General features: G+C 68.6%; 12 protein-coding genes. 9 read left to right on the top strand and 3 right to left on the bottom strand.

Annotated elements, in window-relative coordinates; genetic code table 11:
* The first annotated feature begins 7 nt into the window (after positions 1-7).
* From ubiH to AC4OR5_RS08415, 3 genes are read left to right on the top strand one after another with little or no spacing between them, the layout of a single operon-like run.
* Complete coding sequence (gene ubiH / locus AC4OR5_RS08405) at positions 8-1,192, top strand: 2-octaprenyl-6-methoxyphenyl hydroxylase (protein WP_058161022.1); 1,185 nt, start codon at positions 8-10, stop codon at positions 1,190-1,192.
* A 4-nt stretch (positions 1,193-1,196) separates the two neighbouring features.
* On the top strand, positions 1,197-1,679 hold the full coding sequence (locus AC4OR5_RS08410) for a hotdog fold domain-containing protein (protein WP_019372280.1): 483 nt from the start codon (positions 1,197-1,199) through the stop codon (positions 1,677-1,679).
* 28 nt (positions 1,680-1,707) lie between these two features.
* Positions 1,708-2,925, top strand: a complete 1,218-nt coding sequence (locus tag AC4OR5_RS08415) for a 2-octaprenyl-3-methyl-6-methoxy-1,4-benzoquinol hydroxylase (protein WP_009314482.1) — start codon at positions 1,708-1,710, stop codon at positions 2,923-2,925.
* Positions 2,926-2,961: 36 nt separating this feature from the next.
* Here the strand turns inward: AC4OR5_RS08415 and AC4OR5_RS08420 are convergent, their stop codons facing one another.
* Positions 2,962-3,783, bottom strand: coding sequence for a hypothetical protein (locus tag AC4OR5_RS08420; RefSeq protein ID WP_003136060.1), 822 nt, complete (start codon positions 3,781-3,783; stop codon positions 2,962-2,964).
* A gap of 38 nt (positions 3,784-3,821) precedes the next feature.
* Entirely contained in the window at positions 3,822-5,015 is a 1,194-nt protein-coding gene (locus AC4OR5_RS08425; RefSeq protein ID WP_058161023.1) for an MFS transporter, read from the bottom strand.
* A gap of 96 nt (positions 5,016-5,111) precedes the next feature.
* Here AC4OR5_RS08425 and AC4OR5_RS08430 point away from each other — a divergent pair, with 96 nt between their 5' ends.
* The 6 genes from AC4OR5_RS08430 (at position 5,112) to gcvP (ending at position 13,498) form a co-directional block, all read left to right on the top strand.
* Positions 5,112-6,026: a LysR family transcriptional regulator gene (locus AC4OR5_RS08430; protein ID WP_015503819.1), complete on the top strand. Its 915-nt coding sequence runs from the start codon at positions 5,112-5,114 to the stop codon at positions 6,024-6,026.
* Positions 6,027-6,093: 67 nt separating this feature from the next.
* Complete coding sequence (locus tag AC4OR5_RS08435; protein WP_003096289.1) at positions 6,094-7,092, top strand: extracellular solute-binding protein; 999 nt, start codon at positions 6,094-6,096, stop codon at positions 7,090-7,092.
* A gap of 67 nt (positions 7,093-7,159) precedes the next feature.
* Positions 7,160-8,779 carry an ABC transporter permease gene (locus tag AC4OR5_RS08440; RefSeq protein ID WP_003099178.1) on the top strand — a complete coding sequence of 540 codons (1,620 nt, stop codon included), beginning with the start codon at positions 7,160-7,162 and terminating at the stop codon, positions 8,777-8,779.
* 150 nt (positions 8,780-8,929) lie between these two features.
* Positions 8,930-10,012, top strand: a complete 1,083-nt coding sequence (gcvT, locus tag AC4OR5_RS08445) for a glycine cleavage system aminomethyltransferase GcvT (RefSeq protein WP_003136048.1) — start codon at positions 8,930-8,932, stop codon at positions 10,010-10,012.
* Positions 10,013-10,058: 46 nt separating this feature from the next.
* Positions 10,059-10,448, top strand: a complete 390-nt coding sequence (gene gcvH / locus AC4OR5_RS08450) for a glycine cleavage system protein GcvH (protein WP_003107397.1) — start codon at positions 10,059-10,061, stop codon at positions 10,446-10,448.
* Positions 10,449-10,621: 173 nt separating this feature from the next.
* A complete protein-coding gene (gcvP, locus tag AC4OR5_RS08455) occupies positions 10,622-13,498 on the top strand; it encodes an aminomethyl-transferring glycine dehydrogenase (RefSeq protein ID WP_031285798.1) in 2,877 nt (958 codons plus the stop codon).
* Positions 13,499-13,532: 34 nt separating this feature from the next.
* On the opposite strand, the gene AC4OR5_RS08460 is transcribed toward gcvP, so the two are convergent.
* On the bottom strand, positions 13,533-13,862 hold the full coding sequence (locus AC4OR5_RS08460; RefSeq protein ID WP_003096280.1) for a DUF2388 domain-containing protein: 330 nt from the start codon (positions 13,860-13,862) through the stop codon (positions 13,533-13,535).
* Between the last annotated feature and the right edge of the window lie 28 nt (positions 13,863-13,890).

The raw sequence follows: 13,890 nt of genomic DNA on the forward strand, positions 1-13,890 counted from the left end.
GGTGACGATGAGCAAGGTCAACCTGGCGATCATCGGCGGGGGCCTGGTCGGCGCCTCGCTGGCGCTGGCCCTGCAGGCCGGCGCTCGGGAGCGCGGCTGGTCGATCGTGCTGATCGAACCCTTCGCCCCCGGCAATGCCTACCAGCCCAGCTACGACGCCCGCTCTTCGGCGCTGTCCTACGGCAGCCGGCAGATCTACGAGCGACTCGGCCTGTGGCCGGCGATCGCCGAGCGCGCCGAGCCGATCCTGCATATCCATGTTTCCGACCGCGGCCGCTTCGGCGCCACCCGCCTGACCGCCATCGAGGAAGGCGTGCCGGCGCTGGGCTACGTGGTGGAGAACGCCTGGCTCGGCCAGTGCCTGTGGAAGGCGCTCGACCCCGAGGTGGTGCGCTGGCACTGCCCGGCCGAAGTGAAGACCCTGGAAGCCCGGGAGGGCGGTTACCGGCTTACCCTCGACGACGAGACGCAACTCGATTGCGAGCTGGCGATCCTCGCCGATGGCGGTCGTTCCGGGCTGCGCGAACAACTTGGCATCGCCGTGGAGCAGACGCCGTACCGGCAGACTGCGCTGATCGCCAACGTATCGCCCTCCGAGGCGCACCTCGGGCAGGCCTTCGAGCGCTTCACCCCCAGCGGTCCGATGGCCCTGCTGCCGTTGCCGGAGAACCGTTGCGCGCTGATCTGGACCCGCCCAGGCAAGGACGCCGAACGTCTGCGTGGCCTCGATGACTCGGCCTTCCTCGGCGAGCTGCAGGCTGCCTTCGGCTACCGCCTCGGCGCCTTCCGCCAGGTCGGCGCACGGTACTGCTACCCCTTGCACCTGGTCGAGGCCCGCGAGCAGGTGCGTCCGCACCTGGTGGTGCTGGGCAACGCTGCGCACAGTCTGCACCCCATCGCCGGCCAGGGCTTCAACCTGTCGTTGCGCGACACCCTGGCGCTGGTCGACGCCCTGCTCCACGACGACGCGCCGCTGGGCGAGTTCGCCGTGCTGCAGCGCTACCTCGATGGGCAGCGCCTGGACCAGCAGATGACCGTCGGCTTCTCCGACCGGGTGACCCGGCTGTTCTCCAACGACCGCGCGCTGCTCGGCGCCGGGCGCAACCTCGGCCTGCTCGGGCTCGACCTGCTGCCGCCGGCCAAGCGCTGGTTCGCCCGTCAGGCCATGGGCCTCGGCGCGCGGCCGCTGTAGCGCCATGCCGGTCTGGTCGAGGGCGCGCAAGGCCCGCCTGCTGCGCTTCGCCATGAACCTCTACCCGCCCTTCCTGGGGGCGGGCATCCGTGTGCGGCACATCGCCGGCGATTTCCGCGAGGTTCGGGTGCGCATGGGCCTGAACCGGCTCAATCGCAACTATGTAGGCACCCAGTTCGGTGGCAGCCTCTACGCGATGACCGACCCGTTCTTCATGTTGATGCTGATGGAGAACCTGGGCCGCGACTACGTGGTCTGGGACAAGGCGGCCAACATCGAGTTCGTCAGCCCGGGCAAGGGCCCGGTGTATGCGCATTTCAGCATCGACCAGAAGCTGCTCGACGAGGTCCGCGAGCGGACCGCCGGCGGCGAGAAGTACCTGCCCCGGCTGCACGCCGAAGTGCGCGACGCCGCCGGCACCCTGGTGGCGCGGGTTCAGAAAACCCTGTACGTGCGGCTTAAGCCGCGCCTGCGGAACGCGGCCTGAAGAGGGCCCACGAGTGGAGAACGAGGATATGCACGCGGATCTGGTCATCGTCGGCGCCGGCATGGTCGGTAGCGCCCTGGCCCTGGCCCTGGAGGGCAGCGGCCTGGAGGTGCTGCTGGTGGACGGCGGCTCGCTCGACGTGGCGCCGTTCAAGCCGGAGGCGCCCTACGAGCCGCGGGTCAGTGCGCTGTCCGAAGCCAGCCGGCGGATTCTCCAGCGCCTGCACGCCTGGGACGGCATCGTCGCGCGCCGCGCCGAGCCCTATCGCGAGATGCAGGTGTGGGATGGCTCCGGCACCGGGCGGATCGGCTTCAGCGCCGCCAGCGTGCACGCCGAGGTGCTCGGCCATATCGTCGAGAACCGGGTGGTGCAGGACGCCCTGCTGGAACGCCTGCACGATTCCACCACCGGCCTGCTGGCCAACGCGCGCCTGGAACAGATGCGCCACTCCGGTGACGACTGGCTGCTGACCCTGGCCGACGGCCGTCAGCTGCGCGCGCCGCTGGTGGTCGCCGCCGACGGCGCCAACTCGGCGGTACGCCGCCTGGCCGGCTGCGCCACCCGCGAATGGGATTACCTGCACCACGCCATCGTCACCAGCGTGCGCTGCGAGAACGCGCACCGCGCAACCGCCTGGCAGCGCTTCACCGACGACGGCCCGCTGGCCTTCCTGCCCCTGCCGGACCGCGGCGACGAACACTGGTGCTCGATCGTCTGGTCGACCACCCCGGAACAGGCAGAACGGCTGATGGCGCTGGACGAGGATGGCTTCCGCGCCGCCCTCGGCGAAGCTTTCGAACAGCGCCTGGGCGCCATCCTGCATGCCGACCGGCGCCTGTGCATCCCGCTGCGCCAGCGGCACGCCAAGCGTTACGTCGAGCCAGGCCTGGCGCTGGTCGGCGACGCTGCGCACACCATCCACCCGCTGGCCGGACAGGGCGTGAACCTGGGTTTCCTCGATGCGGCGGTGCTGTCCGAGGTCCTGTTGCATGCCCTGGAGCGCGGCGAACGGCTTGCCGACGAACGCGTGCTGAGTCGCTTCGAGCGGCGGCGGATGCCGCACAACCTGGGCATGATGACGGCGATGGAAGGCTTCGAACGCCTGTTCCAGGCCGACCGGTTGCCGCTGCGCTGGCTGCGCAACGCCGGCCTGCGCCTGGTCGACGGCCATCACGAGGCCAAGGCGCTGTTCGTCCGCCAGGCGCTTGGCCTCAGCGGCGACCTGCCGGCGCTGGCACGAGTCTGAGCGGGGCGGCTCCCCTGACGGGAGGGCCGCCAGTCCTCAGAACATCGCCGCGCAGTCACGCATGACCTGCGCCTTGTTGCGCAGGTAGAGCCCGAACAGGTTGCGCGCGGCTTCTTCGTTCACCTCGATTTCCATCGCCTCGACGAAGGCGTTCACCGCCGCCGTGGCGTGGGCGAAGTGATTGCTCTCGGTGCCGCCGGTGTGCACCGTTACCCAGGCCACGGTGGCGCGGGCGCGTTCGGCGGGTACGCCCATGTCGCGGCTGAACCATTCCTTGTACAGCGGGTGGATGTACTCCACCTCGCCGTGGGTATAGACCTCGTGTACCAGCGTGGTCAGCAGTCCCTGCATCAGGTCGCGCTCGCGCAGGCGCTGGCGGTCGGTCCAGTCCTTGAACGCCTGCGCCGAAGGCAGGCAGTTCTCGCGCAGCAGCCAGCGGTCGTCGCCGCAAAGGGTGGTGGCCATGGTGTAGAAAAGATCGGCATGCACGGTGTTGCCGAGGGCGCCGAGGTCTTCGTCGGTGATCCGTTGTAGGCTGCCGCAGGCTCGATAGAGCTGGTCTGCCGCTGCCGAACCCTGTTCCGAACGGGCCAGCAGGGTCAGGCGATTGGCCAACCCGGAAACGCTGGCCGCCGAGTTGTTGGTCTTCGACCAGCTGGCGAAGAACTTGCGCAGCGGCTCGACCGCCTGGCGCCGGGCGGTGACCCGGGCGAAGGCGTCCTCGATGTCCAGCAACGACGCCGTCTCGTCCCAGAAGGCCCGGAACAGCGCATGGCGCAGGGGGCCGGCGGGCATGTCGTTGAGGACTGGCTCGATGACGCCGAGCAGCTTGCTGTGGGGGGTGATGACATGGTTCATGGCTAACCTCCTGTCGGTTCTTGTTGTTCTTGCGATGGTTACGGTCTTCCTTGCGACGCGCGCAGGGCCGCGCGTTCGGCCTGTGGTGCGGACCAGCCGTAGCGGGTCAGCAGCAACGGCAGCAACTGGGCCAGGAGGATCAGGCCCAGGCAGCCCGGCCAGCCCCAGCGGTCCCAGAATGGCGCCGGCAGCACCGCGCCGAAGCTGCCGCCGGCGTAGTAGCAGGCCAGGTAGAGGCCGACGGCGCCGGCCTTGTCGGTCCCGGCGTTGCTGGCGGTGAAAGCGTTGACCGTGGACTGTGCGAGGAACACGCCGGTGGCGCTGAGAGCCAGGCCGACGAGAATCGTCGGCAGGCCCGGCGCCAGGGTCAGCAGCGAGCCGCAGACGCCCAGCAGCGATGCGCCCAGCAGCAACTGGCGGTGCGGGCGGGCGCGGGCCAGGCGGCCGCTGGCGGGAATCACCAGCAGGGCGAGGAGGAACACCGCGTAGATCGAGCCGAGCTGAGCGGTGTCCAGGCTGTACGGCGGACGGCTGAGATGGATGCCGATATAGGTGAACATGGCGACCTGGGAAAAGAGGACACAGAACCCCACCGCGTAGGACGACAGCAGCGGAGCCCGGAACAGTTCACGGGATACTAAGGGGCGTTTCCCGGGTGCGGGCGAGTGCCTGCCAGAATTGGCAGGGAGCAGCGCGCGGATGGCGACGGCGATGAGCAGGGTCAGCCCGGCGAGGATCCGGAAGGCGACGCGCCAATCCCACTCCTCGGTCAGCAGGCCGGTGAGGAAGCGTCCGGCGAAGCCGCCGAGGATGGTCCCGGCGACATAGAGGCTGGTCAGCTCGATGACCGCGCCGCCGCTCCAGCGCTCGCTGATGTAGGCCACGCTGCTGGCGAACAGCAGGGGAATCAGCATCCCCTCGGCGAAGCGCCAGAGCAGGAAGGCGGCGAAGCTGCCGGCATGGGCGGCCAGCAGCATGGGCACGCAGAGCAGGCTGGCGGCGAAGGCGATCACCCGGCTGCGCTCGCGGCCGCCGCTGAGCCGGCCGACGAAGGGCGCGGCGAGGGCCACCGCCAGGGTAGTGGCGGTGATGCTCCAGTTCGATTGATGGGCGCTGATGTGGAAGCTCGCCGCCAGTTCGTCGAAGATGCCCTGGGTGGTATAGAGATTGAGGAACGCAGCGCAACCGCAGAGAAACAGCGCGAGGCGGGGGAAACCCTGGGACGAATTCATGGAACGCTCTGCCTGGACGAGAAACCCCCTGTTATAGGGGCGCTCCCGACGGGCTGGCCAATACCGATTCAGGACCGATCGATACCGAGGAACCGCATGCTCGACCTACGCCGCCTGCGCTGCTTCGCAGCCGTTGCCGAAACCCTGCATTTCGGCCGCGCCGCCCAGCGCCTGCACATGGCGCAGCCGCCCTTGACCCGGCAGATATCCGCGCTGGAGGAAGAGCTGGGCTTTCGCCTGTTCGACCGCTCCAGCCGGGCGGTGACCCTCACCGCCGAGGGCAGCCTGTTCCTGCCTTACGCACGCGGCCTGCTGGACCAACTGGAGCGCACCGCCGGCTTCGCCCGCAAGTTGGCGCAGGGGCTGGCCGGCCACCTGACCCTCGGCTACGCCAGCTCCATCGCCCTGTCGGACCTGTTCACCGAGGCGATCCGACTGTTCCGCGAGCGCCATCCGGAGGTGCAACTGGAGCTGCTCGAAGGCGCTTCGGCGGCGCAATGGGCGCAGATCGCCGAAGGCGGCATCGATGTGGGGCTGGGGCGCCTGCCGCCGCCGGAAGGCCAGGTCGGCATCGAGGTGCTGGCCCTGGGCGGCGAGCCGCTGGTGGTGGCCGTGCCCAACGGCGATCCGCTGGCGCGGCAAGAGCGGATCGGCCTGTACGATCTGCGTGATCGGCCGCTGATCCTGTTTCCGCTGGACTACGGCTCCGGCCTCAACGAACTGATCGAGCGCCTCTACCGGAAGGCCGGGCTGGCGCTGACGAGGGGACCGGCCGGACGCCAGATCACCTCGATCATCGCCCTGGTCGCGGCCGGCCAGGGCGTTGCCCTGGTGCCGCGTTGCAGCACCGCGCTGGCCCGGGCCGGAGTCGTCTATCGCCCGCTGGCCGAGCCCGAGGCGCTGGCCGATTTCCTCGTCTTCACCCGCCGCCATGGCCGCAGCGCCGCGGTGGAGGCGTTTCTCGCCATCCTCGGCGGCCTGGACGCAGGCGAAACACCCCGACACATTTAGTCGCGCGGGTTCGCAAGCGAGATTTCTTATCATTCGTGCCTACGTTCCGCTGACGAGGCTGTTCTTCATGCAGGCAAGCAAAGCTCTACTCGCCGCCCTGGCCCTGGGCATCACCGGCCTGGCCCAGGCCGCCGACGAAGTGGTGGTGTATTCCTCGCGTATCGACGAGCTGATCAAGCCGGTGTTCGATGCCTACACCAGCAAGACCGGCGTGAAGGTCAAGTTCATCACCGACAAGGAAGCGCCGCTGATGGCGCGGATCAAGGCCGAAGGCGCGAACACCCCGGCCGACCTGCTGCTCACCGTGGACGCCGGCAACCTCTGGCAGGCCGAGCAGATGGGCCTGCTGCAACCGTTCAAGTCGGCCACCATCGAACGGAACATTCCCTCGCAGTATCGTTCCAGCACCGATAGCTGGACCGGACTGTCGCTGCGCGCGCGGACCATCGTCTACTCCACCGAGCGGGTCAAGCCGGAAGAGCTGAGCACCTACGAAGCCCTGGCCGACAAGCAATGGGAAGGCCGCCTGTGCCTGCGCACGGCGAAGAAGGTCTACAACCAGTCGCTGACCGGCACCCTGATCGAGACCCACGGGGCGCAGAAGACCGAGGAAATCCTCCAGGGCTGGGTGAACAACCTGGCCACCGACGTATTCGCCGACGACAACGCGGTGATCCAGGCGGTGGACGCCGGCCAGTGCGACGTCGGCATCGTCAATACCTACTACTACGGACGCCTGCACAAGCAGAACCCGAACCTGCGGGTCAAGCTGTTCTGGCCGAACCAGGCCGACCGCGGCGTCCACGTCAACCTGTCGGGCATCGGCCTGACCCGCCACGCGCCGCATCCCGAGGCAGCCAAGGCGCTGGTGGAATGGATGACCGGGCCCGACGCCCAGGCGCTGTTCGCCGGGATCAACCAGGAATTCCCGGCCAACCCGCAGGTCGCGCCGTCAGCCGAAGTCGCCAGCTGGGGCAGCTTCAAGGCCGACAGCATCCCGGTGGAAGTCGCCGGCAAGCGCCAGGCCGAGGCGATTCGCCTGATGGACCGCGCCGGCTGGAACTGACCGCCGGTTATACTCGGCGCCCCGGCTCGTCCGAGCGGGGCGTCGTTCGTTCCGCACCGAGGATTTCGTGGCCCATCCCGCTCCCCGCCGCTGGTACCCCATCACCTTCACCGTTGCCGCGCTGGTGCTGCTGCCGCTCAGCGTGCTGCTGCTGAGCTGGCTGGAGATCGACCGGGAAATCTGGAGCCACCTGTGGGATACCCAGTTGCCGCGCCTGCTCGGCAACACCCTGACCCTGGTGCTCGGCGTCGGCATCGGCGTGACTCTGCTCGGGGTCAGCCTGGCCTGGCTCACCAGCCTCTGCGAATTCCCCGGGCGGCGCTGGCTGGACTGGGCGCTGATGTTGCCGTTCGCGATCCCGGCCTACGTCCTGGCGTTCGTCTTCGTCGGCCTGCTGGATTTCGCCGGACCGGTGCAGAGCCTGCTGCGCGAGTGGTTTGGCAGCGGCCTGCGGTTGCCGCGCGTACGCTCCACCGGCGGGGTGATCCTGGTCCTGGTGTTGGTGTTCTATCCCTATGTCTACCTGCTCGCGCGCAGCGCCTTCATCGCCCAGGGCAAGGGCCTGATGGAAGCCGCGCGGGTTCTCGGCCTGTCGCCCTGGCAGGCGTTCCTGCGGGTCGCTCTGCCGATGGCGCGGCCGGCGATCGGCGCCGGCCTGGCGCTGGCGGTGATGGAAACCCTGGCCGACTTCGGCGCGGTATCGGTGTTCAACTTCGACACCTTCACCACCGCCATCTACAAGACCTGGTACGGCTTCTACAGCCTCTCCAGCGCCGCCCAGCTGGCCAGCCTGTTGTTGCTCGGGGTATGCCTGGTGCTGCTCGGCGAGCGCCACACGCGAGGCCGAGCCAAGGCCGCCAGCGAGCGTCCGCGCGGCGCGCCGCTGTACCGCCTGCGCGGCGCCAGGGCGCTGGCGGCGAGCGCCTGGTGCGGGCTGGTGTTCCTCTGCGCCTTCGTGATTCCCGTGGCGCAACTGGTTGTCTGGTTCTGGCGCCAGGGCCGTTTCGACCTCGACGAGCGCTACTGGGACCTGATCGGCCACACCCTGACGCTGGGCGGCATCGCCGCGCTGGCGACGGTCGCCGTGGCCCTGTTGCTGGCCTTCGCCGTGCGCCTGGCGCCGACCCGCGCTATCCGCGGCGCGGTGGGCCTGGGCAACCTCGGTTATGCGCTGCCGGGCTCGGTCCTGGCGGTCTCGATCATGCTGGCCTTCAGTTGGCTGGACAATCACTGGGTGATCCCGCTTTCCAGCGCCCTCGGCGGCGCCGGCAAGCCGCTGCTGCTGGGCAGTCTGTTCGCCCTGCTGCTGGCCTACCTGATCCGTTTCATGGCGGTGGCCTACGGGCCGCTGGAAAGCGGGCTGGCGCGGATCCGCCCGTCGCTGCCGGAAGCCTCGCGCAGCCTCGGCGTGGGCGGCCCGCTGCTGTTCCTGCGGGTCTACCTGCCGCTGTTGCTGCCGGCCTCGCTGAGCGCCGCGCTGCTGGTGTTCGTCGACGTGCTCAAGGAGATGCCGGCGACCCTGCTGATGCGTCCCTTCGGTTGGGACACCCTGGCCGTACGGATCTTCGAGATGACCAGCGAGGGCGAATGGGCGCGCGCCTCGCTGCCGGCCTTGACCCTGGTGCTGGTCGGCCTGCTACCGGTGGTCGGGTTGATTCGTCGTTCTGCCCATCATTCCGATCGCTGAGCCTAGTATCCATGCAGGCCATAGGGTCTATGCACGGATCGCGGCACGCTTCCATGGTGTCCTGCTCCGGGGCTTGCGGCTACAATGCGCGCGATTTCGTGCCGGCGGTCCCTGCCGACGGCACCCGCTACGCCCGGAAGGAGAATACCCATGGGATTGCGCACCCCGCTTTACGAGCTGCACGTCGCGCTCGGCGCCAAGATGGTCGATTTCGGCGGTTGGGACATGCCGCTGCACTACGGTTCGCAGGTCGAGGAGCACCATCAGGTCCGGCGTGACTGCGGCGTCTTCGACGTGTCCCACATGACCGTGGTCGACGTCGCCGGCGAGCAGGCCACGGCCTATCTGCAGCATCTCCTGGCGAACGACGTGGCGCGCCTCGGCGAGACCGGCAAGGCGCTCTACAGCGCGATGCTCAACGAAGAGGGCGGGGTGGTCGACGACCTGATCGTCTACCTGACCGAGAACGGCTACCGGGTGGTGGTCAACGCCTCCACCCGCGACAAGGACATCGCCTGGATGCAGGCGCAGGCCGCCGGCTTCAAGGTCGACCTGCAGGAACGCGGCGACCTGGCGATGCTCGCCATCCAGGGCCCCAACGCCCGCGTGCACAGCTCCGAACTGGTATCCCCGGCACGCGCCGCGCTGATTCGCGAACTCAAGCCGTTCCAGGGCCGTGCCGAGGGCGACTGGTTCATCGCCCGCACCGGCTACACCGGCGAGGACGGCCTGGAGATCATGCTGCCGGCCGCCGAGGCGCCGGGCTTCCTCAACGAGCTGGTTGGCGCCGGGATCTCCCCGGCGGGCCTGGGGGCGCGCGATACGCTGCGCCTGGAGGCCGGGCTCAATCTCTACGGCCAGGACATGGACGAAAGCGTTTCCCCGCTTGCCGCCAACATGGGCTGGACCGTAGCCTGGGAGCCGGTTGCGCGGGACTTCGTCGGCCGCCGCGCGCTGGAAGCGCAGAAGGCCGCCGGCGACCAGCCGAAGCTGGTCGGCCTGGTTCTGGAGGAGCGCGGCGTGCTGCGCGCCCACCAGGTGGTGCGGGTAGCTGGCATTGGTGAGGGGGAGATCACCAGCGGCAGCTTTTCGCCTACCCTGAACAAGTCCATCGCGCTGGCCCGCGTGCCGGCCGCCACCGGCGACCGCGCCGAGGTGGAAATCCGCGGCAAGTGGTACCCGGTACGGGTGGTCCAGCCCAGTTTCGTGCGTCACGGCAAGCCCCTGATCTAACCTGGCAATGGCGACCGCCGTCGCCCCCGACTTCGAGGAAAACAAGATGAGCAATATTCCCGCCGAACTGCGTTACGCCCAGAGCCACGAATGGGCTCGTCTGGAAGCCGACGGCAGCGTTACCGTGGGCATTTCCGACCATGCCCAGGAAGCCCTTGGCGATGTGGTCTTCATCGAGCTGCCGGAGCTGGGCAAGACCCTCGCCGCCGGCCAGGAAGCGGGCGTGGTCGAGTCGGTGAAGGCCGCCTCCGACATCTATTCGCCGATCGGCGGCGAAGTCATCGCTATCAACGAAGCTCTGGCCGACACCCCGGAAGACGTCAACAACGATCCGTACGCGTCCTGGTTCTTCAAGCTCAAGCCGAGCAATCCGGCCGAGCTGGACAAGCTGCTCGACGCCGCTGGCTACCAGGCCGCCGTCGACGCGGAAGGCTGAGCCGCCGCGTAGTCGCGACAAAGCCCGCTATCCTTGGACAAGGCCTCGATCATTCGAGGCTTTGTTCTTTTTGCAGCGGCGAAATGCGTTTTCGCCGTCGTTGCTTTCTCATTCGATATCCGTTCGGCGACGATCGCTGGCAGGGCGATGCCGCCCCCAACGAGACCGAAGCCATGTCGCAGACGCCGTCCCTCGCCCAGCTCCAGCCCGCCGATGCCTTCCTGCGCCGCCACCTCGGCCCCGATCCGGCGGAACAGCAGGCCATGCTGGATTTCCTCGGAGTTTCCACTCGCGCCGAACTGATCGTGCAGACGGTGCCGCCGGCGATCCGCCTCAACCGGCCGCTGGAACTGCCCGCCGCGCTCGACGAACAGGCCGCCCTGGCGCGCCTGCGCGGCTACGCCGGGCTCAACCAGCGCTGGACCAGCCTGATCGGCATGGGCTACTACGGCACCGTGACGCCGCCGGTGATCCTCCGCAACGTGCTGGAGAATCCCGGCTGGTACACCGCCTATACGCCCTACCAGCCGGAAATCGCCCAGGGCCGCCTGGAAGCGCTGCTGAATTTCCAGCAGCTGACCATCGACCTCACCGGACTCGACCTGGCCAGCGCCTCGCTGCTCGACGAAGCCACTGCCGCCGCCGAGGCCATGGCCCTGGCCAGGCGGGTGGCGAAGGCCAGGAGCAACCGGTTCTTCGTCGATGCGCATTGCCATCCGCAGACCGTTTCGGTGTTGCGCACCCGCGCCGAGGCGTTCGGTTTCGAACTGGTCGTCGACGAGCCGGACAATCTTGCCGCCCACGCGGTGTTCGGCGCCTTGCTGCAATACCCGGACAGTCGTGGCGAGATCCGCGACCTGCGCCCGCTTATCGAGGCGTTGCACGGTCAACAGGCGCTGGCCTGCGTCGCCAGCGACCTGCTCGCCCTGTTGGTGCTGACCCCGCCGGGGGAACTCGGTGCCGACGTGGTGCTCGGCAGCGCCCAGCGCTTTGGCGTACCGATGGGCTACGGCGGACCGCACGCGGCGTTCTTCGCCACCCGCGAAGGGTACAAGCGGGCAATGCCGGGGCGGATCATCGGCGTTTCCCGTGACGCCCGCGGCAACCCGGCGTTGCGCATGGCCCTGCAAACCCGCGAGCAGCACATCCGTCGGGAAAAAGCCAACTCGAACATCTGCACCGCCCAGGTGCTGCTGGCCAACATTGCTTCGTTGTATGCCGTCTACCATGGGCCGCAGGAGCTGAAACGCATCGCCCAACGTGTCCAGCGCCTGACCGCGCTGCTGGCGGCGGGCCTGGAAAGCAAGGGGCTGCGGCGGCTCAACCGGTACTTCTTCGACACCCTGACCTACGAGGTCGGCGAGCGTCAGGCGGCGATCCTCGAGCGGGCGCGGGCGGCGCGGGTCAACCTGCGCGTGGTCGACGACCGGCGGCTGGCCCTGAGCCTCGACGAAACCTGTGACGCGGCGACCCTGGCGACCCTGTTCGAGATCTTCCTCGGCGCCGGCCACGGGCTGGATGTCGCGCACCTGGATGGCGGGGCGGTGGCCGACGGCATCCCGGCGGTCCTGCAACGCACTTCGGCCTACCTGCAGCATCCGGTGTTCAACGCCCACCACAGCGAGACCGAGATGCTTCGCTACCTGCGCCAGCTGGAAGGCAAGGACCTGGCGCTGAACCAGGCGATGATCCCGCTCGGCTCCTGCACCATGAAGCTCAACGCCAGCAGCGAGATGATCCCCATCACCTGGCCGGAATTCGCCGAACTGCATCCGTTCGTGCCGCGCGAGCAGGCCGAGGGCTATCGCCGGATGATCGACGAACTGGAAGCCTGGCTGCGGGCGATCACCGGCTTCGACGCCATCTGCATGCAGCCGAACTCGGGAGCGCAGGGCGAATATGCCGGGTTGCTGGCGATCCGCCGCTACCACCAGAGCCGCGGCGATAGCCAGCGCGACATCTGCCTGATTCCCGCATCGGCGCATGGCACCAACCCGGCCTCGGCGATCATGGCCAGCATGCGGGTGGTGATCGTCGAGTGCGATCCCCGCGGCAACGTCGACCTCGACGACCTGCGCCTCAAGGCGGCCGAGGCGGGCGACCGGCTGTCCTGCCTGATGATCACCTATCCCTCGACCCACGGCGTCTACGAGGAGGGGATAGGCGAGATCTGCGAAGTGGTCCACCGCCACGGCGGCCAGGTCTACATGGACGGCGCCAACCTCAACGCCCAGGTCGGCCTGGCGCGACCGGCGGACATCGGCGCGGACGTCTCGCACATGAACCTGCACAAGACCTTCTGCATCCCCCATGGTGGTGGTGGGCCGGGCATGGGGCCGATCGGGGTCAAGCGGCACCTGGCGCCGTTCGTCGCCAACCATCCGGTGATCCGCGTCGAAGGGCCGAACCCGCTGAACGACGCGGTCAGCGCGGCGCCCTGGGGCAGCGCCAGCATCCTGCCGATCAGTTGGATGTACATCGCCATGATGGGCCCGCAGCTGGCCGACGCCAGCGAGGTGGCGATCCTCTCCGCCAACTACCTGGCGAACCGCCTGGACGGGGCGTTCCCGGTGCTCTACCGCGGGCGCAACGAGCGCGTCGCCCACGAATGCATCCTTGACCTGCGACCGCTCAAGGCGCAGACCGGGATCACCGAGGAAGACGTGGCCAAGCGCCTGATGGACTACGGCTTCCACGCCCCGACCATGTCCTTCCCGGTGCCGGGCACGCTGATGGTGGAGCCGACCGAGAGCGAGTCGAAGGCGGAGCTGGATCGCTTCGTCGAGGCGATGCTGAGCATCAGGGCCGAGATCGGCAAGGTGGAAAGCGGCGACTGGCCGGCGGAGGACAACCCGCTGAAACGGGCGCCGCATACCCTGGCCGACGTTACCGGGATCTGGCAGAGACCCTACGAGATCGCCGAGGCAGTGACCCCGAGCGAACATGCGCGGGCGTTCAAGTACTGGCCGGCGGTTAACCGGGTGGACAACGTCTACGGCGACCGCAACCTGTTCTGCGCCTGCGTGCCGCTGGACGACTACCGCGAGTGACCTCGCCTCCGGGCGGAGGCGAGGTCGCCGGGGCCTACTGCTGGACGGCGGACTGCTCGCCGCCGGCGAGGATCGCGCTGGCCAGTTCCATGTCGCTGGCCTGCAGGTCCGGGTTGTCGTTGCGCAGCTTCTGCAGGGCGGCTTCCAGGTACGGCCCGCGGATCGCGCCGTCGCTGGCGATGTAGCTGCCGGCGTCGTCCTGCGCGGCGACGATCAGCTTGTGGTCGTGGCGGAAGGTCAGGTAGGTGGAGGCCGTGGTGGCACCCGAGGAAATGATGTTGCGCCAGAAGGTATCGGCCATGGCCGAGCCCAGCGGCAGGGCGGCGATGACCAGGGTGGCGGCGGCGAGTTTGACGGAACGCATGGGGGAACTCCTGATAGGGGGCTGCGTG

The sequence above is a fragment of the Pseudomonas sp. YA1 genome, assembly GCF_058680555.1.

What these genes read in the sequence shown, in the direction of transcription:
- AC4OR5_RS08460 (WP_003096280.1), bottom strand. Translation starts at nt 13,862, where the DNA reads ATGCGTTCCGTCAAACTCGCCGCCGCCACCCTGGTCATCGCCGCCCTG.
- AC4OR5_RS08420 (WP_003136060.1), bottom strand. Translation starts at nt 3,783, where the DNA reads ATGAACCATGTCATCACCCCCCACAGCAAGCTGCTCGGCGTCATCGAG.
- AC4OR5_RS08430 (WP_015503819.1), top strand. Translation starts at nt 5,112, where the DNA reads ATGCTCGACCTACGCCGCCTGCGCTGCTTCGCAGCCGTTGCCGAAACC.
- AC4OR5_RS08410 (WP_019372280.1), top strand. Translation starts at nt 1,197, where the DNA reads ATGCCGGTCTGGTCGAGGGCGCGCAAGGCCCGCCTGCTGCGCTTCGCC.
- gcvP (WP_031285798.1), top strand. Translation starts at nt 10,622, where the DNA reads ATGTCGCAGACGCCGTCCCTCGCCCAGCTCCAGCCCGCCGATGCCTTC.
- gcvT (WP_003136048.1), top strand. Translation starts at nt 8,930, where the DNA reads ATGGGATTGCGCACCCCGCTTTACGAGCTGCACGTCGCGCTCGGCGCC.
- gcvH (WP_003107397.1), top strand. Translation starts at nt 10,059, where the DNA reads ATGAGCAATATTCCCGCCGAACTGCGTTACGCCCAGAGCCACGAATGG.
- AC4OR5_RS08435 (WP_003096289.1), top strand. Translation starts at nt 6,094, where the DNA reads ATGCAGGCAAGCAAAGCTCTACTCGCCGCCCTGGCCCTGGGCATCACC.
- AC4OR5_RS08415 (WP_009314482.1), top strand. Translation starts at nt 1,708, where the DNA reads ATGCACGCGGATCTGGTCATCGTCGGCGCCGGCATGGTCGGTAGCGCC.
- ubiH (WP_058161022.1), top strand. Translation starts at nt 8, where the DNA reads ATGAGCAAGGTCAACCTGGCGATCATCGGCGGGGGCCTGGTCGGCGCC.
- AC4OR5_RS08425 (WP_058161023.1), bottom strand. Translation starts at nt 5,015, where the DNA reads ATGAATTCGTCCCAGGGTTTCCCCCGCCTCGCGCTGTTTCTCTGCGGT.